Origin of the sequence: Serratia sp. Z4 (assembly GCF_009900725.1) — a bacterium.
Lineage (GTDB): Bacteria > Pseudomonadota > Gammaproteobacteria > Enterobacterales > Enterobacteriaceae > Serratia > Serratia nematodiphila.
In genome coordinates this window covers 629,917-649,220 of the sequence record NZ_JAAABD010000002.1, presented here as the reverse complement: position 1 = coordinate 649,220, position 19,304 = coordinate 629,917, and the positions used below count along the sequence as shown (strand labels likewise).

Genomic DNA, 19,304 nt, shown 5'->3' with positions numbered 1-19,304 from the left:
CCTTACCCTATGTCTTTCAGATCGAAGTGGCCGTTTTCCAGATCCACGTCGGTACGGAACAGAAACTCCAGCGGATAGGGCACGCACCACAGGCGGCCCTTGATTTCGATCGACAGCACGTTGTGCAGCTCCAGCGAGCCGGTATCCGAGATGCAGCGCACCTGCAGCCCCTCGGGCAAAATGCGCGGCTCGAAATGGAGAATGGATTCGGTCAGCGCGCGCTGAATGTCGAGCCATTCGATGTCCGACATGCGCTTGCCCGCCAGCGAGGCGATGCCGTAATTCAGGGTGGAGCGCCGCACCTGCGGAAAATCGCCGAGATCCAGATTGGATTCGCTGTTGACGCAGTTGAACAGCCACTGCAGATCGCGCAATACCCGGCGGCGCAGCTCGCTGTGCGACACCAGGTTGCGCACCTGCGCCTCCTGCTTTTTCTGCGGTTCGTCGTCGGTCAGCATATCGAGCAGCACCGGCTGCATTTTGTCGCGCGAGGTCAGGCGTTCGCTGTCCTGACGATAGCGATAGCCCTGGTGGCGCAGATCGCCGCCGTCGTAGTGGGGTGGGCGCTTATCGTTCATGGTCAGGCGCTCGCGTCGAAGCTCAACTGCCGCAGGCTGTGCAGTGGGAATTCATCGCTTTCGCTGAGCCAGGTTTTCAGGCCCAGCCCCGCATAGTGGGTGCCGTCGCCCAGCGGTTGCCATTCGGTGCGCTTGCCGAGCAGCAGCGCGTCGTCGCTGCCTTCTGCCAGCGGGTAACGGGCGGGCAGTTGGCATACCTGTTCGCGGCCATCGGTCAGGCGCACCAGCGCATGGCTCCACACCAGGTCGATGGCGCTCTGCGGCGCCTGGAACTGGATCGCGGCGATGTCGGCAAACGGCAGCCAGTAGTAAACGCCGTTCAGCGCCAGTTCGCATACCGGCCCGAGGCGGCCGTCACCGTCGGTCAGCCAGTCGAAACGCAGCTGCCGTTCTTGTTCGCCTTCGGCCAGCGTTAACCGCCCGGCGCCGGCCGGAGCGGCCTCCAGCGCTTCATCACGCAGCGCCTGGGCCTGTTCGGCCGCCCCTTGCGCATCCTGATGCAGCGCCTGCACCATCAGTTTCAGCCAAGGCTGATCCTGCCGCAGCAGCGCCGGCGCGGCCGTGCCGGCAAACACCGCCTGGCGTTGCAGCTCGGCGTTGACTGACTGCATCAGCAGCAGCGTGGTCGGTTGTGCGATCGGTTTCAGCGCCTGCCAGGATTTCAGCTGCGCGTTGGCGCGCGTCCAGTTGCCGCTCAGACACAGCAGTTGCACCAGCGCGGCGCGCAGGTCGGCATCCGCCGGTTTCGCCTTGATATCGTTTTCGACGGCGGTGATGGCCGCGCCGATCGACTGGCCTCGCAGCATGCTTGCTAATGATTTCACAGGCTTTCCTTATAATCAGTGAGTGGCGCCGCTAACCGACAGGTAGCTGCCGCTGGCGGGATCAACCCGGTCTGCGGCCAGCTTTTCCACCAGTTTGAAAGTCAGCGGGGCGGGGGCGCTCAGCAGCGGCTGCCAGGCGGTTTGCGCCTGCTGCACGCGCTGTTTGATCTTGTTCTCGTCGGCGGCGTCGACGCGCGGCATTTCAACGATCGCTTCACCGTTGAACGCCCAGGCGTGCAGCTTCGGTTCGAAGTTCAGCAGCAGGAAGCTGCCCGGCGCCTGCGGGTTGCCGCCCAAAATGAGCCGTTGGGCGTTGGCGCTGACGACGGTCAGCGCGCGATCGCCGCCGTTAACCTGCGCCAGCGGGTAACCTTGCAGGAACCATAGCGTCGGCGAGAGGGTTTGGCCGCCCTGTTGCAGCGTGACCGCGCCGCTGCCCTGCAGCCACCCGTCCTCGCCGCAGCGCAGCGCAGCGCCGGCGGGAATGAACAGCGAGCCGCCGTTGGCCTCGTCACGCCAGAAGGTGCGGAAGTGGCAGCCCTGCGGCAGGCTGAAACGCTGAGCCGGCGCGCTGTCCGCCTGCGGAGAAGTCACGGCCACCGCCGCAGGGATCGCCGGTTGCGGCGGGGTTTCCGGCGGCTCGGAGGCCGCTTGTTTGACCACCGGTTTCCAGCCGCGCGCTTTGGCGGCTTCGCCGCTGGCCAGTTTCTCTCCGCGCTTGTCGGTCAGCGTCCAGGGCAGGTGGCCGGCTTTCGGGCACTGCTTTTCCAACAGATTGCCGACGCGCGGCAGAAAGTCGTTCAGCACCGCCGGATCCTGGCTTTGCGCCGAGACGATACGCAGCGGGATGCTTTTGCCGCACCAGCTTGCCGGATTGCTGTTTTTGACGTCATCGATAAACACTTCCAGCTTCTGGCTGGGGGAGTAAACCAGGCGATAGTTCATCGCCTGCGCGGTCGGCACCGCCATCAGGGCGACGAGCCCCGGCATCCAATATTTCATAGTGAACCTTGCTGTGAATGTGCGCTGCTCAGTCGCGGCTCAGAAACCGCTCCGCATCCGCCAGCGAATGCAGCAGGGTGGTTTCCTGCGGTGAGCCAATCCAGACGGCGATAGCGCTGTAGTTATCGCTGTTATTGTTTTTCTTCCATGCCTGCTGCATCAGGGCGATCCACTCGCTGGGGGAGTTGACCATGTGCAGCGACTGTTCCAGTTCGGCCTGGCTGAAGCTGTGCCAGAATCCGTCGGTGCACAGCAGGAAAACGTCGCCGTCTTCCAGCTGCAGCACGTCGCTGTAGGTGGCGTCGCGCTCTTCGTTGAGCCCCAGCGCGAAATACAGCAGGTTGCTGTTGATGCCGTTGGTCTGATAACCGGCGTCCTGCATCTGTTGGATCAGGCTGTGGTCGGTGGTGACGGCATGCAGGTAGCCGCGGCGGAACAGGTACAGGCGGCTGTCGCCGGCGTGCGCCCAGTAGGCCAGCTGGTAATCGCGATCGATAAACAGACTGACCAGCGTGGTGCCCATCTTGCTGTATTCGTCCGACTGCCGCTGTTGCTGGTGGATGGCGGCATTGGCGCGCGTAATGTGCTGACGAATGCTCTGGGCGTTCAGGTGCTTTTCGCCGTCGAAGTTTTGCAAAATGGTGTCGCGCGCCAGTTTGGCGGCGATATCGCCGCCCGGAAAACCGGCGATGCCGTCGCACACCACGAAGCAGGCGGCGCGGTTGCCGAGCACCTCGCCGGTCTGATCCTGGTTGGAGGCGCGGCCGCCCTGGTTGGAGGTAGAGGCTATGGTGATATTCATTACGCGTCCGGTTTGGTCTGTGAGTCTTTGTATTGATTCACTTCAACGTCATAGGCGTGCAGGAAGGCTTCGCCGAACAGGGTGTGGAAATCGTCCTCGATTTCGCCGGAGGTTTGCTGATAGTTCTTCACGAAGTAGTCCCACAGCGCGGCCTTGCGGTTGGCGGGCAGCGACAGACGCGGCGCCACGCCTTCCTTGCGCGCTTCTTCTTCGAGACGTTCCGGGTTAAACGACTGCAGCATGGCGGCGATGATGGCGCGAATGCCGGCGATCATCCCCAGCTGGTGCGCCTGCAGGTCGATCAGCGCATCGCGCACCGCCTGTTCCGGCGGCATAAAGCCCGGCATCTGGCTGCCGAACATCTGCATCAGCACCGTTTTGCCCGAAGGCAGCAGCTTGAACGGGTTGTTGGCCTCGTCGAGGATCATGGTCATCTCCGCCTTCACGCCGCGCTTGAGGATCGAGCGGGATGAGAGCAGGGCGACGGTGCCTTGCGAGAACAGGCTCAGCAGGCGACCGGCCAGGCGGATCTGTTGTTCGTCGAAATGTGGCTGCGGCTGCAGATCGTCAAGACCGACGCCTTGCAGCAGCGCCGTCAGCAGCGGCCCCTCCAAGGTGTCGCCATTCGGCGCGGCGGCGTGCTGCCGCTGAGCGGACTGGTAGGCAACCGGATCGATGCCCAGGCGGTTGCCCTGGCGCGGACGCGGCGGCTGCGCAGGCGGTTCCTGCTGGCTGAACTGCGGCGCGGGTTGGGGTTGCGGCTCGGGTCTCTGCACGGGCGGCGGCGTCGGCTGAGGGCGCGGCGCTACCGGCTGGGCGGCGATCGGCGCCGGTGGTGGGGACGGCGGCTGTACCGCTTCCTCCGGCTGAGCCAGCGGCACGGCGCCGCCCATCAGCAGCCCCAGCGGATCGTTGCTGTTCAGCGTCTCTGGCGAAGCGGGCGCGGATGAGCCGCCGAACAGCGCCAGCGGATCCAGCTCTTGTTCCGGTTGCTGCGCATTCTGGACGGGGGGAGCCGGGCGCGGCGGCGCAGCCTGCTCCGCCAGCAGCGCGCTGGGGGTGGTATCGGCCAGGATATGCTCACGCTCAAAAGTGGAGTCGGTGTTGAATAAGGCGGCCGGATCGGTTTGCTGTTGCTGCAGTTGGCGCAGATCGACATCGCCCGCCAGCTGCGCCAGCGGATCGGCCGGGTTCAGCTCGCGAGCGGGGGTATCCAGCAGCGGATGATTGTCCGGATTGGCGATCGGCGGCGGTGTGACGGCGGCCGGCGCGTTCGGCGTAAATTCTTCCACCAGGCTGTCCCAGATTTCGTTGGGGATCGGCGCGGCGGATTTTTCTTTGGCGGCGGCTGCAGGGGCCGCAGCAGCGGCAACGGCGGCGACCTTGGCCACCGGTTGAGCCTGCGGCGCGGCGTGTTGCTGCAGTGCGCTGACTTCGATCTGGTAATCGTCGATGCCGAGCACGTCGCCGTCCTGCAGTTCAACCTGGCGGCCGCGCTCCAGCGGAATGTCGTTCAGCAGCACGCGGGTGACGTTGCCACGGTTGGTGATGCGGCATTCGCCGTCAGCGGAAATATGCACGATCGCCTGCAGGCGGGAAATGGCGCGCTCTTCGTCCGGCAGCACCAGGTTGTTGTCCACGCTGCGGCCGATGGTGCCGCCCGGCGGCAGAAAATCGCAACTGCTCTGCGGCGGAACCTGGCCGCTTTTATTTTTTACAATGGAAAATCGCATAAGGCATTCCTGCTGATTAGATCTTATGGCCAGACAGTGGAACTCGATAACTGGATGAGTTTGACTTAATTTCTTTCCTAAGAGAGATCTTTGAATGTGAGTGACTAATTTTTTGGGTTAACGCATTATATGGTCGAAAACTTCAATATAATAACGTGAGACTGTATATGTCAGGTGATGTCATTGCTATTATTCGCATTATTCTTAGCCTTTCTTTTGTAATAGAGATTAGTTGGTAATTGAGACAGGTAAGTAAGGGCGAATATAATACTGGCGTACCACACCTCATCATAGTCTTGAAATTTTATATTGAGCATTGGATCCAGTATCTCAGAACCATAGTTAAACACTAAACCCTGGATGATGCTTGCAAATAAATTCACTATGGTAGCCATCACAAAAAGAGAATAGGATTTTTTATTGTTGGTTTTTTGTTTTAGGTGATAAAGCCCGACAAATACTAAGACTGACAGGAAAAAGTATAAAAACACAAATGAGTAAGAGTAGGTGGAAAGCGTGACGTCATCGATCACTGTTTTGTTTCCTCATCGATTAATTTGTAAATTCCATAGCCAGTTATGGCATTGGAAAAAACCTCTGCGCCTAATGGAACCGTGCCAAGCTTTTTCCATCCAATAATATAATCGCTATTTATGTGTTTAAACAACCGCCAGGAGTCAGGTCTTAATGACTTGCTAAATATACCGTACCCGGATAGTGAGATGTCAACGGAACTATAAACGATGTCAGCTTCATTTTTATTATAGCCTAGATAGTTAGCCGCGTAGTGGTATGCCTCTCTTATACTGCCAATCTTATCTTTTCTGAAAAGTAAATAATAGCCACTTTCGTAAACATTATTTGCTCCTTGAGCCATTAACGGTACGCCAACGCCCCCGCAGGCCATGCCTGCAGAAAGTGCACAGGTTCCGATTCCGGCAAATATCTGAGAGCCGCCGCTGACAAAACCAACTTGTTTCATCACCAGGTTTGAAAATCTTTCTCTTTTTTCTTTTTTTATTGCGACAAAGAGCTTGGCTTTACCTGTATTAATGCTGAATTCTTGTTGTTTGAGGTTGTTGATTTCCTCTTCAATTATACTAATTGCCCCAGAGTAGGATGTGCAGTGTATACTGATATCCCTTTGTGCAAACTGAATAAGTTGGTCTATTTCCAGTGAAAAATTAGCTCTTGATTCGTTGGTGTATAGATACTGTCGTGAAAACGTTCTTGATAGTTTTTTGAGTTTATCGACAGATCTATCCAGATCTGCTTTTGTTTTGTATTGCATCAGGATTCCTTTCCTATTTTTCTAAACTAACATTTATTATATGTAAGGATGCGTATTTATTATCAGTTGTCGTCTTTCCCTTGGTACTTCTTGATGATGGCTTGCAACGCTTGGCTATGTACAAGATCGATGCACTTGGCCATCGTCATCGGCTCCCCAGACATGCTGTCATAGGGCTTTGCCAGAAATTCTTTTGCCAGCGCCCTGACGGCGGTATGTGCCTCCAGAGAGTAATCGCCGAACTCCATGTAACCCCTGGCGGTGGCGGCGGCATCGTTTTTGACTTCTTTTGCTGAGTACCCCTCGGCGATACAAACGCTAAGCGCGTAGTTTCTGAGGTACTCGGCAGGGGAATACTTTCCGTTGGCGGAAGCTTCAGTATTCAATACCGCCAACGTGAGTAGGAATACAGTTTTAATCGTATGATGTGAGTTCATCGATTCGTTTTTGCATGGTATCGGCCAGGCAGTCTTTGTCATCACGGCATTTATCCCTTTGCAGTAACCAAGATTTTTGCGTGCTGTTTAAAGTGGCTACCAGTTTTTTATCTCCTGCATCGGCCGCCTGCTTTTTTGCCAACAGCCAAGCTTGAGAAACGCTTTTGTCATAGGCGGATAAATTGAAGTCTGAGCAGATAGTTTTTTCAACAACGCTTGTAGATTTAGCACAGTCGAAAGACGCTGCAGGTTTAGGATCTTTCGGTAACCGTTCTAATTGCAGTAGCGAACCATCGTACCAATTAACCAGCATTTTTTGTGGATTGAGAGCGGCAAAGCTGGAGCCTGCACCATTATCGGCTGGGCCGAATGATCCGGAGTGACAAGCGATCTTGAAAAGAGAGACTTCTGTTTGGCCGTTTTCTTTCAATGCATAGTTTTTAGCCGAGATGCTTTTATCTCCGCCCATCGACTTGCCGATGAATTGATTTAGCGTGCTTCTCTCAATAGTTAAGGTTGGCGCTGTGCAGACGTCTTTTTCCGGCAGATTGTTTTCTATTGATTGAGCGGAAATATTGATCACTCTTCCTAGTAATCGAGGATCGTTAAATTGATAGCTAAGCGTGCGGGTAGTCTCATTGTCTATGTTGACCTGAGTCACTTGCCATAAGCCATCAATAGTTGATGATGTTGGGGCATTAACGTTTTTTTCTGCTGCACATGCAGTAAGTGAGAAAAATACGCTACTAATTAAAAATGCAGATAATTTCATTGTGGCGAATTCCTTAGCGATAGTTTCCATTTAAATAGAGCTCGACTTCGTAATTTCTTCTGTTTATCAGCCCTTTCATCACTTTTCCACCTGAGGTAATGGCACGTTTTATTTCTGTCATTGCATCAGATATTTTGCTCTGATTAATGAATGCTGCGACGTTGTTGAGTCGACCACCTGGATTATAAGCAAAGGAGACTAACGCATCAAACTCTTGTTGTGTGAGTGGAACAAGAATTTTATTCCTAACAGCTCTTTCATAGGCAGGTACTATAAATTTAAGTAGTTCCGTTTCCTGTGTGTCGGTTAAAACCACTAAATTGTGATTTTCTTTCGCGAAGTCTTTAGCTTGCTGATGATGTAACCCGGCGGCTGCACTGATTTTATCTGCAGTTGCGTTGTCTAATCCAATCGCGATCATGGTATTTTTTATTGATTCTATAGAGCGAGCTTTCATATCATAACCCGGCCCCAGAGTGACCCCGCTTGCACCGCCAGGCCAATGTAGGTGGTTACTTACTCCGCGCCATGCTTCAATGTTAAAGATAAACCTTAAACCGCTTTGTGAAATGCCCATAGCTCCGGGACCTTGACGACCTGCACTACCACCGATAGGAGGTTGTGGTGCTCGAGTTTCGACGTGTGAACCCAGGGCTAAGAATGTTTTTCGACCAGCGATGCCGTCAACATGCAGACCTTTTTTACGTTGCACTTTTTTTACTGCTAATTCAGTCTTTAGACCGAATATGCCATCAGAGTTAAGAATAGCCCCCTGTTTATTAAGCAATTCTTGCAATGATTTTACGTGATTTCCTCTGTCACCTTTTCTAATCGCTTTCATCATGATTTCCTTATCTAAAAAACATCGCTTGCCAAACCAACCTCCCCATAATGGGGAGGTTGTATAACAATTAAGCTTCGCGGTTTTCCTTGATGTTCCAACCTGCGCTGCTTTCGGCGCCTTTGCCGCCTTTGTCGCTCTGCTCCCAGTACTGCTGTTTCACTTTCGCCGCCTGGAAGGAGTAGGTGACGCCCACGGTGTCTTCGCCGCCTGCACCGGTGTACTGCACGGCGGTGACCAGCACGTCTTCCAGAGTGATTTTTGCGTATTCAACCTGGGTGCCGCCCGCCTTGCAAACCGACAGCTCAATCTTGGTCAGGTGTTTGCCGCTTGAGCAGTGTTTCAGCAAGGCCGGGGTTGACTTGTCGATCAGCGCGTTGACGTGCAGATCGTTGAAGCACACTTTACCGGCGCCACCGCCGCCGCCAACGCCCATATTGCCCGGTTGAGAAGCGCCCCAGGAGAAAGAAGTAATGTCGGTCCAGCCTTTGTGATTCGAATCTTTGGATTCGCCGCTGGCACCTTCAACTTTCAGGAACATATCAATAGCCATAGTTTCTTCACTCTTTATTAAGGGTTAACAGTAGTATTAACGTTACGTTGAAAAACTCAGGTAATAGCAGCAGGAATTGCAAGTGTGGTAATGCATTACCAATTTATATCCTTGTGCCATGCACCTTCTTAAATACCGAAAACTATCGGTACGGGTTACCGAGCCACTATTAAGTGCTAATGGCTCAATGCTTAATTATTTCGCGTTATCTTGGTTCCACATGCGAGCCGGGTTTTCTGCGATAGGCTGACGATGAGATTGATACATCAGCCAGGCCGCACTACCGCGGCCTGACTTCAGTCCATCAGGACGCGTCGTTTTGTTTCAGCGAAGGCAGCTTCGACACCAGGCGCAGGGAAACGGTCAAGCCTTCCAGCTGGTAGTGCGGGCGCAGGAAGAACTTGGCGCTGTAGTAGCCAGGGTTGTCTTCAATCTCTTCCACCTGCACTTCCGCCGCGGCCAGCGGTTTGCGCGACTTGGTTTCCTGCGAGGAGTTGGCCGGATCGCCGTCCACGTAGTTCATGATCCAGTCGTTCAGCCAGCGCTCCATGTCGTCGCGCTCGCGGAAGGAGCCAATTTTGTCGCGCACGATGCACTTCAGGTAATGCGCGAAGCGGCAGCAGGCGAACAGGTACGGCAGGCGCGCGGAAAGCTGGGCGTTGGCAGAGGCGTCGGCGTCGTAGTATTCCGCCGGCTTCTGCAGCGACTGCGCGCCGATAAAGGCGGCGAAGTCGGAGTTTTTGCGGTGCACCAGCGGCATAAAGCCGTTTTTGGCCAGCTCGGCTTCGCGACGATCGCTGATGGCGATCTCGGTCGGGCACTTCATGTCCACGCCGCCGTCGTCGCTCGGGAAGGTGTGGCACGGCAGGTTCTCCACCGCGCCGCCGGATTCCACCCCGCGAATGGCGGTGCACCAGCCGAACTCTTTGAACGAACGGTTGATGTTGGCGGCCATGGCGTAGGCGGCGTTGGTCCAGGTGTAGTTGCCGTGGGTCGCGCCGTCGGTATCTTCTTCGAAGTCAAACTCGTCCACCGGGTTGGTGCGGATGCCATACGGCAGGCGCGCCAGGAAGCGCGGCATCACCAGGCCCAGGTAGCGCGCGTCTTCCGATTCGCGCAGGCTGCGCCAGGCGGCGTACTCGGTGTTCTGGAAAATCTTGGTCAGATCGCGCGGGTTGGAGAGCTCCTGCCAGGACTCCATCTGCATCACGCTCGGTGCGGTGCCGGCGATGAACGGGCAGTGCGAGGCGGCGCCGATCTTGGCCATTTCGCCCAGCAGCTCCACGTCCTGCGGGCTGTGATCGAAGTAGTAGTCGCCCACCAGGCAGCCGAACGGCTCGCCGCCGAACTGGCCATACTCTTCTTCGTAGATTTTCTTGAAGATCGGGCTCTGATCCCAGCCCACGCCTTTATAACGCTTCAGCGTGCGGCCCAGCTCCTGCTTGGAAATGCTCATGAAGCGGATCTTCAGCATCTCGTCGGTTTCAGAGTTGTTAACCAGGTAGTGCAGGCCGTGCCACGCGCCTTCCAGCTTCTGGAAATCGTCGTGGTGAATGATCTGGTTGATCTGCTGCGACAGCTTTTCGTCGATTTCCGCGATCAGCGCCTGGATGGTGCGGTAGGCGTCGGAAGAAACGGTGACGGTATTTTCCAGCGCCTGCTGCGCCAGCGTTTTCACCGCGTTCTCGACCGCTTCTTTGGCCTGATCGGTCTTCGGCCGGAACTCTTTGTTCAACAGCGCGCTGAACTCATCGCTGGAAAAAGTCTCGGTGGTTTGCAACGCATTCTGTTGCTGAGGCGAGTTGCTCATCGATTAATCCTCACGCTCGTTGTTGTCATCGTTAACCGCCGGCTTCGGCGCGTCGGTCAGGGATTTCAGCAGCGCCGGGTTTTGCAGGATCTTGGAGATCAGCTCCTCGGCGCCGTTTTTACCGTCCATGTAGGACAGCAGGTTGGAAAGCTGGGTGCGGGCGTCCAGCAGATTGTCCAGCGCGTCGACCTTGCGGGCGATAGCGGCGGGGGAGAAGTCTTCCATGCTTTCGAAGGTCAGATCGATGTTCAGCTTGCCTTCGCCGGTCAGGGTATTGTCAACCTGGTAAGCGACGCGCGGCTTCAGCGATTTCATGCGCTCGTCGAAGTTGTCGACGTCGATTTCCATGAACTTGCGCTCTTCCACGCTGGCTTGCGGATCGACCGCTTTCCCCACCAGATCCGCCATCACGCCCATCACGAACGGCAGCTGGATTTTGCGCTCTGCGCCATAAATTTCGACATCGTATTCAATCTGTACGCGCGGCGCGCGGTTGCGGGCGATGAATTTCTGCCCGCTGCGGGATTTCGAGTTTGACATGATTTACTCCATCTAATGGCGATTGGGAACGCGCCTCGTCCGGCTGGGAGAGTCAGGTTCTGATTCGGGTCTGCGCAGGGGCAGACGGTATCGGGTGTCGTCAAGAGAACAAAAGTCGGCGGCTAGCTGTTCTCCTCGTGGTCGGGGCGACCGAGAATGGTCTCCAGTTGGTTAAGCCCATCGGGCGCCAAATCGCGGACGATTTGCATAAAGTCCAGCGCAATCAGCCGCTGGACCCGATCGATCATCAGCGGCGCCGGGTGGCTTGGCTCATGAAGACGAAAATAGTTTTTCACCTTGTCCAGCATCAGCTGGGCGTCGTCGCGCGACTGGATCTGCGCGCTGCGCCAGTTGAGTGGGGCAGAGGCGCTCTGCACGGCGGCCGGTGGTTGCTCAGCGGCGGTTTCCTGTGTGGCGTCCGCTTCGGTGGCGGCCGGGGGCTCGCTCTGGCCGGCGAGCGCCACCAACGAAAAGACCTTGGTCAGCGCGCTCATTTCCGGCAGCGCGCTTTCACCCAGATGGCGGGTGACTTCGCTGCGTATGGCGGCCAGGGTGTTGGCGATGTGCATCACCAGCGCGCCTTCGGGGCGATCCTGTTGCGCCAGCTCATCCTGCAGCCGTGCGCGGCCGCCGGGAAAGTTGGGGCACTCTTGCTTGCTGCCGTCGAGCAGGGCGCCGGCATCGCGCAACGAGATTTCACCGGCGGCGCTTTTCAGCAGCGACGCGGCGCGCACGCTGGCGGCCAGCGCGGCCTTGTCGCCAAGGTCGGCCAGCGCGTTGATGCGAAACAGCGGGTCGGCCTCGCCGTCGAACTCCAGCGGCGGCTGCAGGGCATCCCAGTAGCGGAGTATCGCCTGGTGGATCAGCGTCAGCCCGTCGGCATAGCCCGGCAATCCGCGCAGCTGGGTCCAGGCGCGGGTGAGATACAGCATGACGCGCAGGTCTTTGGTGCGCGCCAGCAGCGAGCTTGCGAGACGCTCGACCTGCACCCAATCCGGCGCTTCTTCCGGAATGATGGTGCTGCCGAATTGCTGTTCGGCTTTGCCGGTGGCGGCGCGCGCCATGGCCAGAAAGTCAGCGTCGTATTCCAGGTTGTCGCCGCAGGGCGTGTCCGCGTCAACCGGGGCCAGCAGGGTATCGGTGTCGATAGCCATAAAATTTCCTTCAACGAGCGATGTTAATCAAACATTTGCGGGTACTGGCCGCCGCGGCCGGGGCGCGCCCAGCCGTTGGGCTCGAACAGCAGTGAAAACAGCTGCACGGTGAGGTTGCCGCTGTGCACGTGGGTGTAGAGCGGGTGTCCGTCGGCCTGATTGGTCCACCAGAAGCTGGTGTACTGCGCCGGATCGAAACAGTCGGCGGCCTGTTGCCAGCCGAGGCCCGGTACGTCCGGATGCTGGAACCCGATAATCGACAATATCTCGGAGTCCGCTTCCGCCGGCGGGCTGGGCAGCGCCGGGATCGCCTGCAGCGTGCGGTCGATCTGTTCGGCGGAGAAGCCGTTGCGCACGCCGTTCAGCAGGGTATGGCCGAGCTGTTGGTACCAGCTCGCCGCCATGTTCAGCTGTTGCGGGCGCCAATCCTGTTGGCTGAACAGGCGCAGCGCGCAGATGGGGTAACGCCGCCCGACGCGGTCGCGCGCCGGCAACAGGCAGCCCATCTGCACGTACTGGCTGCCGAGCGTGGCGGGGATCACGAAGTTCCACACCGGCGCGTTGCTGAACGGGTGATCGTTTGGCCCCTGCGCATCGCGCTGCAAATTCACCAGCCCGTTATGGAACCAGTGGGCCCAGTTGTTGATCACCGGGTCAGGCAAACGGCGTTGCAGGAAGTCACCGGCGGAAGGAAGTTTGCCGTACCAGCCGATGCTCGTCGGGGCGCTTGAATCAGTGCTCATGGTCATGTCCTTTCGGGGCTACGGGCACGAGAAGGCCGGCAGTTGGAACGGATTGCGAATGCTGTTGGGCGTGAACTCCAGCGTGACGCGGTGGCCGTCGAGATTGAACGTCGCCTGACGGCCGAGGCCGCCGGTGCCCGAAGACTGCGCCATATCCACCAGGCGGTTCAGCGCCCACGGCCCGCTGGTCACCAGGCTGGCGGTGGTGCCGTTGGCCAGCGCCAGCTGCAGATGCACCTGGTTGGTATTGCGGGTGCCCGGCCAACTGACCACCAGCGGCACCTGCGGGCCGTGGCTGTATTTGAACAGCTGCCCGTCGATATCCAGCGTCAGGTTGAGGATGTCGTTATCCATCCGCACCGGCCGCACGGTCACGCGGTACGAGGGCGTCGCGGTACCGTTGGCGAAGAAGGCGTCGCGGATGCGCTGCGCCTGCTGGAACGAACGCAGGATGCCTTCGCCGCCGGGCAGCGTCTTGCCGTCCACGCCGGGGGTAAAGCGCCAGTTGGCGCGGGTAGTGTCGACCTTGCCCTGCAGGTTGTCGCGGAAGAAGCTGTCCATCAGCCCGCTGTTCGGCGCGAACATGCGCGCCAAATCGTCCGGCGTCACTTCCTGGCGCGCCCGGGCCACCAGCGGATAACGCCCGGCGATCGCCTGGCGGCAGAAGCTGCCGACCTCGAAGCTGATGCGCTTTTTCACGTTCTCCATCTCTTTGCGCTGGGTGTCGCTGCTGGCGCCGATCGCCAGTGACAGCAGCATCTGTTTGAACGGCACCGGCAAGCGGCCGGACTCGGCCTGCAGGCGCGGGATGATGTCGCTCGGCGGCGCCGACATGCCGCTGTTGGCCGCGCCTTGCACCGCCGTCAGGTAGCTGTACAGCTCATCGACCTGTTTCAGCACGCTGTCGAAAGGGATCGCCTTATTGCCTTCGCCCTGGCTTTGCGCCAGCTCCAGCAGCGGCGCGAAGTGCGCCATCACCAGCTGTTCCGGCTGGGCCGACACGTCGCCGTCGGCGTTGGCCGGCCGGTTGGTGAACAGCGCCTCCAGCGTGCGGTTGGCGTTTTGATTCAGCCTGTCTTCGGTTTTGGCCAGCAGCGAGCGGGAATCGGCGTCGCTTTTCTCGTCGCGCAGGGTGACGTTTTTGCTGACGTTGACCAGCAGGTTGCGCATCGGCGACGGGTTGCCTGACAGCAGGCGCGCGCTGCTGATGCGTTGGGTCAGGTTGCCGATGTTGGCCAGTTGGATATCCCCCAGCAGCTCATCCCAGGCGCTGATGAAATCCTGCATGTACAGCTGGCGGATGGTCTTGGTCAAATCGGCGCTCTTCTGCTCCGGCGTCTGGCTGTTCAACACCCAGACGTCTTCCTTGCGCAGGGTATCGGTCACCGGATCGATGTTGTCGTTGAACGCTTTCCAGTACCCTTGCGAGGTGAACAGGCCCGGCACGCCGTCGGTGACCGGTTTGCCGCTTTTGCGGCTGAACGCCAGCTCGGTCTGCGGGCCGGCCAAATCGACCAGGCTGACCGGCTTGATGTCGGTCTGTTTCAGCAGCAAGCGCTTGAGGCGGCCATAGACGCGCTGCGACAGCGGCGCCCGATTGATGGCGGCCTGCGCCTGCGCCACCAGCTGTTCATCTTTGGCGTAGGGCGAGGCCTGGATCTGCGCATCCAGCAGTTGGCTCAGGTGCCATTCGATCTGTTGCAGCTGTTTTTGGGTGCTGCCCTGCGGCAGGTTGCGCTGCAGGTTGAGCATCACCCAGGCGCGCAGGAATTTGCCGTCGTACTGCTTCGGCAGATACAGCATCTGGTAGGCCTTCAAAGCTTCATAGCTGAAGTCCGCGTCGCCGTGGTTATCGTTGCGCAGCGTGGTGGCGATCTGTTGCGCCACCTGCGGCAGCAGCAGCTCTTTCAGCGCTTTTTGATACAGGGCATTGCCGGCGTCACCGACCTGATCGCCGCGGAACAGCCCCATGCGGTAAGTGAACGGCGGATCGTCCAGCGAAAAGTTCTGGCTGTCCGGCAGGTGCAGCAGGCTGTTGAGGAACGGCAGCAGCGAGAACATGTCGCCGTTGCCCACCTGCGTCAGGTTTTGCCCCTGGCGCTCGACGCCGGGCACCTTGGCGGCCACTTCCGCCAGGTAGGCCTTGTTGTTGCCGTAGCTGGTGAACCAGAGCATCGCCAGCACCGCCAGGACCACCGCCAGCGCGATGTAACCCGCCCAGTGCAGGGCGCGGTTGCGGTATTCCCACCAGCGGTTGCTGCCCGCCAGCCCAGACTCCTGGAAGATCACCGATTCCAGCGTCTCTTTCAGGAAGAAGCTCTGGCCCTTGGCCGCCGGGATCGGCGTTTCCTGGCCCACGCTGTCCCAGGCCGCGTTGGCCTGCGCCCCTGAGTTGGCCGTCGGCAGCTGCAGGTAGCGGTTCAGTTCGCCCATCACCCGGTCGAACGGCAGCCCCTCTTGGGTGCCGCTGGTGAAATAGATGCCGCGCGGGGTAAAGCGGGTTTCAAAACTGGAGGTGGCGAACACCTGTTCCAGATAGTGGCCGAGCAGCGGGCGCAGCGCGGCGAATTCCTGCGGGAACAGATAGCTTTCGGCGCGTTGGCGCGCGTCGTGCTCCATCAGCAGCGTATCCGGCAGCGCCGCATCCAGCCGTTGTTGCAGCAGGGCATATTGCTGTTCGAAGGCGGCGTTCAGGTTGAAGTCCGGCTGCCGCGAGCGTTCGTAAGGGAAGGTGAATCCCCAGATCTGGTCGCGCTGCGCTTTGTCGAAGCTGCCGAAATAGGCCATAAAGCCGTTGAGCAGGTCGGTTTTGGTCACCAGCACATAGACCGGGAAGTGAATGCCCAGCTGTTCGTACAGTTCGATCAGGCGTTTGCGCAGCGCGCTGGCCTGGGCGGCGCGCGCTTCGGCGCTGTCGCTCAGCAGATCGGCGACGCTGATGGTGACCATCACGCCGTTGATTGGCTGGCGGGTGCGATATTTTTTCAGCAGCGCGACGAAGCTTTGCCATTCGCCGGCGTCTTCTTCGCGCTGGCTTTCCTGGGTGGTGTAGCGGCCGGCGGTGTCGAGCAACACGGCGTCGTTGGTAAACCACCAGTCGCAGTTGCGGGTGCCGCCCACGCCGCGCAGCGCGGATTTGCCGAAGCGATCCGCGAGCGGGAAGTGCAGGCCGGAATTGACCAGCGCGGTGGTCTTGCCGGCGCCGGGCGCGCCGATGATCACATACCACGGCAGTTGGTACAGGTATTGGCGGCTAAAGCGGGTCATCCAGCGGTGTTTGCCGTCGCCCTGGCCCGGGGCGAAGCGCGCCTTTTTCAGCAGCTGCGCCGCTTCGTCGAAGCGCTGCGCCAGCTGATCGTCTTGTTTAACCTCGGGCTTGCCGTCTTCCGCCGGCACCGTTTCGGCGGCGCGCAGGTTGCTCAGCAGGCGGCTGTTGAACCAGGCGCTGTAGAGGCGCGGGATCAGGCGGCACAGGAACCAGATCAGGTAGATGACGCCAATGGCGATCTGGCGGTTGAGTTCCGGCTCCAGCGGGCGATAGTCGCCGATGGCCACCAGCGGGCCGATCATCCAGATGATGAACGCCAGCGCGGTAATGCCGACAAAGCCCCACAGCAGGCGGCTGGTGATGATGGAGAATAACGTACTGAGCATTACTTTCCGGTTCCTTGCGGCAAGCCGTTGATTTCCGCCTGGGTGTTTTCCGGGGCGACCAACAGCGTAATTTCTACCCGGCGGTTCAACGCGCGGTTCACTTTGTTATCGTTCGGCGCGACGGGGTTGCTCTCGCCGCGGCCCTCGGCCTTGACCCGCTGCGGGTTGGCGAGGTGTTTTTGCAAGCGGGCGCTGACCGCTTCGGCGCGCGCCAGCGACAGCTCCCAGTTGGAGGCGAAACGGGCGCTGCGGATCGGCAGGTTGTCGCTGTAGCCGGTGACCAGGATCTTGCCGCTGACGCCGTTCATGGCGGCGGCGATGCGGTCGATGACCGGGATATAGTTGGCGCGCACCGTGGTGGCGGCGGAGTCGAACAGCCCGTCGCCTTTTAGGATCACCACGCTTTGCTGCGCTTCGTCGCGCACCACCACCAGCCCTTCGGCGATCTCTTTGCGCAGGAAGCTTTTCAGGCTCAGCGTCGGCGGCGCGGCCGGCGCCGGGTTACCGATCGCCACCTGCGGCAGATTGGTTTGGTAAATCGCCGCCAGCACCGGGCTGGTGTTGTCGCCCAGCCGCCAGTTGAGGGCGATGAACAGCAGCGAAGCCAGGAAGCCGGTCAGCGCCACGCAGGCCCACAGCGGCACCAGCGGGCGCCACAGTTTTTGCTGTACCGGCAGATCCAACGCATGAGGCGACAGGGGAGGGGCGTAGCCGCCGCGCACCGTCCGGATCAGCTGCAGCAAGCGCTGTTTCATGGTTTCCAGCTGAGAACGGCCGTTTTCCATCACCCGATAGCGGCCTTCAAAGCCCAGCAGCAGGCAATAATTGATCAGTTCCAGCAGGTTGATGTGCTCACGCGGACTCTGCGACAGCTTGGCCAGCAGCTGGAAAAACTTTTCGCCGCCCCAGGTTTCGTTATGGAAGGTCACCAGCAGCCCGCTGCCGGACCACACGCTGTTGCTGCCCCACGGGGTCAGCGCCGCCGCTTCATCCAGCGCGGTGCACAGGCAATAACGCGCGCCGATGATCACTTCGTACGGCAGATTGGCGCGTTGGCCGCGGATCTCGAAGCGGCGCATTTCGTCGATCAGCTGTTGGCGCAGCTGCGCCGGGTTGGCGTGCGTGGCCGACTGGCGGATCTGCGAAATGGCGTTCAGCAGCGGGTTGGCGGCGTCCACCAGCGGATTGGCCGCCGGCGCCATGCTATTTTCCTGAGTCATAGGTTACCGGTCCGTATGGCTGCGAATCGCCCAAAATTCCATGTCCAGCCCCGGGAACTCGCCGGCCAGATGCAGGGCGAAGGCGCTGGATTTTTCCATCTGTTTCCACAGGTCGCCGCCTTTTTCCAGCTCGAAATAGGTATAGCCGGCGTGATAAGGGATCTGGCGCGGCGCGACGGGCATGGTGCGCAGACCGATGCCCGGCAGCTGCAGCTGCACCAGATCGCGGATGCGCGTGACCGGGGCGATCTTCATTTGCGCCGGGAAGTGGGTCAGCAACACCTCGGCGGCCACGTCGGCGCGCACTGCCAAGACGAAACCGAAGTCGCGCATCATTTTGGTGTCCTGCACGGTGGCGACGTTCAACCCGTGGGATCGTTCGACCAGCGTCAGCTGAATGGCGTTGTCTTCCAGCACCACTGACAATCCTTGACGCAGCAACAGCATCAGCTTACCGAAGCACAGCGCCAGGTTGTCGTGGTCGTACACCGGCAGGCGGCCTTCCGGGGTGCGCTGCGCCGAGAAGCTGGCGAGTTCGGTGGCGAACTGCAGCCAATCGGCGAACAGGCGCTCCGGGTGCAGATGGTCGAGGTGGTAGGCATGGCTCACCTGACCGAGATGGCGGTTGATCAGCTGCAGCAGCATGAAATCGACCATTTCGGAACTGCCGCCGCGGCCCGGCTGCAGCAGGCGTTGACTCATCTGCTGGCTGCGCTGTTGCAGCAGGCCCTGCAGATCGTTGATGAAGGTCTTCAGTACCGGGTTGCCCTGACAGTTCAGCATCGGCGGGATTTGCGCCGTATCAAGACGCAGGCTGTTGTCGCCGCGCTTTTCCAGCACGCGGGTGACGCCGAGCGCCGTCCATTCGGCGTTCAGCTCGCTCTCCAGCATCAGCCGCAGGCGCAGGCGGCCGAACTGCAGCGCCGCGCTGCCCACCGAGACGGCGTTGAGATCGTCGACTTCGTTCTCGTAGGCCAGATAGCGCGCCAGCGCTTCCGGGCTTTCCTGAAAGATCACGTCTTCACGCCCTGCGCGGTAAGTCGGCAGGGCCAGCACCACGTTTTCACCGGTCTTGTTGTCGGCGATGCTCAGCGGCGCGGGCGCCTGCTGGGCACCGGCAAAGCGAAACGGCGTGCCGTCCGGCATGATGCCGCTGGCGGCGTTGAGCGCAATCTTGCCCTGGCGCAGCAGCGTTTGGTCCAGATCCAGGGTCAGGAACCCCCAGAAACAGCCGCTGTGGGCCTGGCCCCAGTTGCGCATATAGCCTTCGAGATAGTTTTCCGCCTGCTGGAAATGGTGAGGGCGTAAAAACATCCCCTCAGTCCAGACAACCTTATGAGCATCTTTCAT

At 59.3% G+C, this 19,304-nt stretch carries 18 protein-coding genes; all 18 read right to left on the bottom strand.

Annotated elements, in window-relative coordinates; translation table 11 throughout:
* Positions 1-2: 2 nt before the first annotated feature.
* Complete coding sequence (locus GT753_RS10970; RefSeq protein ID WP_004934985.1) at positions 3-578, bottom strand: type VI secretion system baseplate subunit TssE; 576 nt, start codon at positions 576-578, stop codon at positions 3-5.
* A 2-nt stretch (positions 579-580) separates the two neighbouring features.
* Complete coding sequence (locus tag GT753_RS10965; protein ID WP_015378291.1) at positions 581-1,402, bottom strand: type VI secretion system accessory protein TagJ; 822 nt, start codon at positions 1,400-1,402, stop codon at positions 581-583.
* 15 nt (positions 1,403-1,417) lie between these two features.
* On the bottom strand, positions 1,418-2,404 hold the full coding sequence (locus GT753_RS10960) for a hypothetical protein (protein ID WP_015378290.1): 987 nt from the start codon (positions 2,402-2,404) through the stop codon (positions 1,418-1,420).
* Between the two features lie 28 nt (positions 2,405-2,432).
* Positions 2,433-3,206, bottom strand: a complete 774-nt coding sequence (locus GT753_RS10955) for a PP2C family serine/threonine-protein phosphatase (protein WP_015378289.1) — start codon at positions 3,204-3,206, stop codon at positions 2,433-2,435.
* Positions 3,206-4,939, bottom strand: a complete 1,734-nt coding sequence (tagH, locus tag GT753_RS10950) for a type VI secretion system-associated FHA domain protein TagH (RefSeq protein ID WP_015378288.1) — start codon at positions 4,937-4,939, stop codon at positions 3,206-3,208. The genes GT753_RS10955 and tagH overlap by 1 nt, the downstream gene beginning before the upstream one ends.
* Before the next feature lie 170 nt (positions 4,940-5,109).
* Entirely contained in the window at positions 5,110-5,472 is a 363-nt protein-coding gene (locus tag GT753_RS10945) for a hypothetical protein (RefSeq protein ID WP_015378287.1), read from the bottom strand.
* Positions 5,469-6,230 carry a DUF4225 domain-containing protein gene (locus GT753_RS10940; RefSeq protein ID WP_015378286.1) on the bottom strand — a complete coding sequence of 254 codons (762 nt, stop codon included), beginning with the start codon at positions 6,228-6,230 and terminating at the stop codon, positions 5,469-5,471. Before GT753_RS10940 ends, GT753_RS10945 begins: the two co-directional genes overlap by 4 nt.
* 62 nt (positions 6,231-6,292) lie before the next feature.
* Positions 6,293-6,667: a T6SS amidase immunity protein Tai4 family protein gene (locus GT753_RS10935; protein WP_015378285.1), complete on the bottom strand. Its 375-nt coding sequence runs from the start codon at positions 6,665-6,667 to the stop codon at positions 6,293-6,295.
* Positions 6,645-7,439 carry a lysozyme inhibitor LprI family protein gene (locus tag GT753_RS10930; protein ID WP_015378284.1) on the bottom strand — a complete coding sequence of 265 codons (795 nt, stop codon included), beginning with the start codon at positions 7,437-7,439 and terminating at the stop codon, positions 6,645-6,647. Before GT753_RS10930 ends, GT753_RS10935 begins: the two co-directional genes overlap by 23 nt.
* Positions 7,440-7,452: 13 nt before the next feature.
* Positions 7,453-8,280 (bottom strand): pesticin C-terminus-like muramidase, encoded by an 828-nt coding sequence (locus GT753_RS10925; RefSeq protein WP_015378283.1) that lies wholly within the window; start codon positions 8,278-8,280, stop codon positions 7,453-7,455.
* 70 nt (positions 8,281-8,350) lie between these two features.
* Complete coding sequence (locus tag GT753_RS10920; protein WP_004934962.1) at positions 8,351-8,833, bottom strand: type VI secretion system tube protein Hcp; 483 nt, start codon at positions 8,831-8,833, stop codon at positions 8,351-8,353.
* Positions 8,834-9,137: 304 nt separating this feature from the next.
* A complete protein-coding gene (gene tssC / locus GT753_RS10915) occupies positions 9,138-10,643 on the bottom strand; it encodes a type VI secretion system contractile sheath large subunit (protein ID WP_004934958.1) in 1,506 nt (501 codons plus the stop codon).
* Between the two features lie 3 nt (positions 10,644-10,646).
* Positions 10,647-11,183 (bottom strand): type VI secretion system contractile sheath small subunit, encoded by a 537-nt coding sequence (tssB, locus tag GT753_RS10910; protein WP_015378282.1) that lies wholly within the window; start codon positions 11,181-11,183, stop codon positions 10,647-10,649.
* A 122-nt stretch (positions 11,184-11,305) separates the two neighbouring features.
* Entirely contained in the window at positions 11,306-12,337 is a 1,032-nt protein-coding gene (gene tssA, locus GT753_RS10905) for a type VI secretion system protein TssA (protein ID WP_076740727.1), read from the bottom strand.
* A 23-nt stretch (positions 12,338-12,360) separates the two neighbouring features.
* Positions 12,361-13,080 (bottom strand): type VI secretion system-associated protein TagF, encoded by a 720-nt coding sequence (tagF, locus tag GT753_RS10900; RefSeq protein ID WP_004934950.1) that lies wholly within the window; start codon positions 13,078-13,080, stop codon positions 12,361-12,363.
* Between the two features lie 18 nt (positions 13,081-13,098).
* Positions 13,099-16,734 carry a type VI secretion system membrane subunit TssM gene (tssM, locus tag GT753_RS10895; protein WP_160125584.1) on the bottom strand — a complete coding sequence of 1,212 codons (3,636 nt, stop codon included), beginning with the start codon at positions 16,732-16,734 and terminating at the stop codon, positions 13,099-13,101.
* Positions 16,734-17,936, bottom strand: a complete 1,203-nt coding sequence (locus GT753_RS10890) for a DotU family type VI secretion system protein (protein WP_004934945.1) — start codon at positions 17,934-17,936, stop codon at positions 16,734-16,736. Before GT753_RS10890 ends, tssM begins: the two co-directional genes overlap by 1 nt.
* Positions 17,937-17,957: 21 nt before the next feature.
* Positions 17,958-19,304: a type VI secretion system baseplate subunit TssK gene (gene tssK, locus GT753_RS10885; RefSeq protein WP_075684525.1), complete on the bottom strand. Its 1,347-nt coding sequence runs from the start codon at positions 19,302-19,304 to the stop codon at positions 17,958-17,960.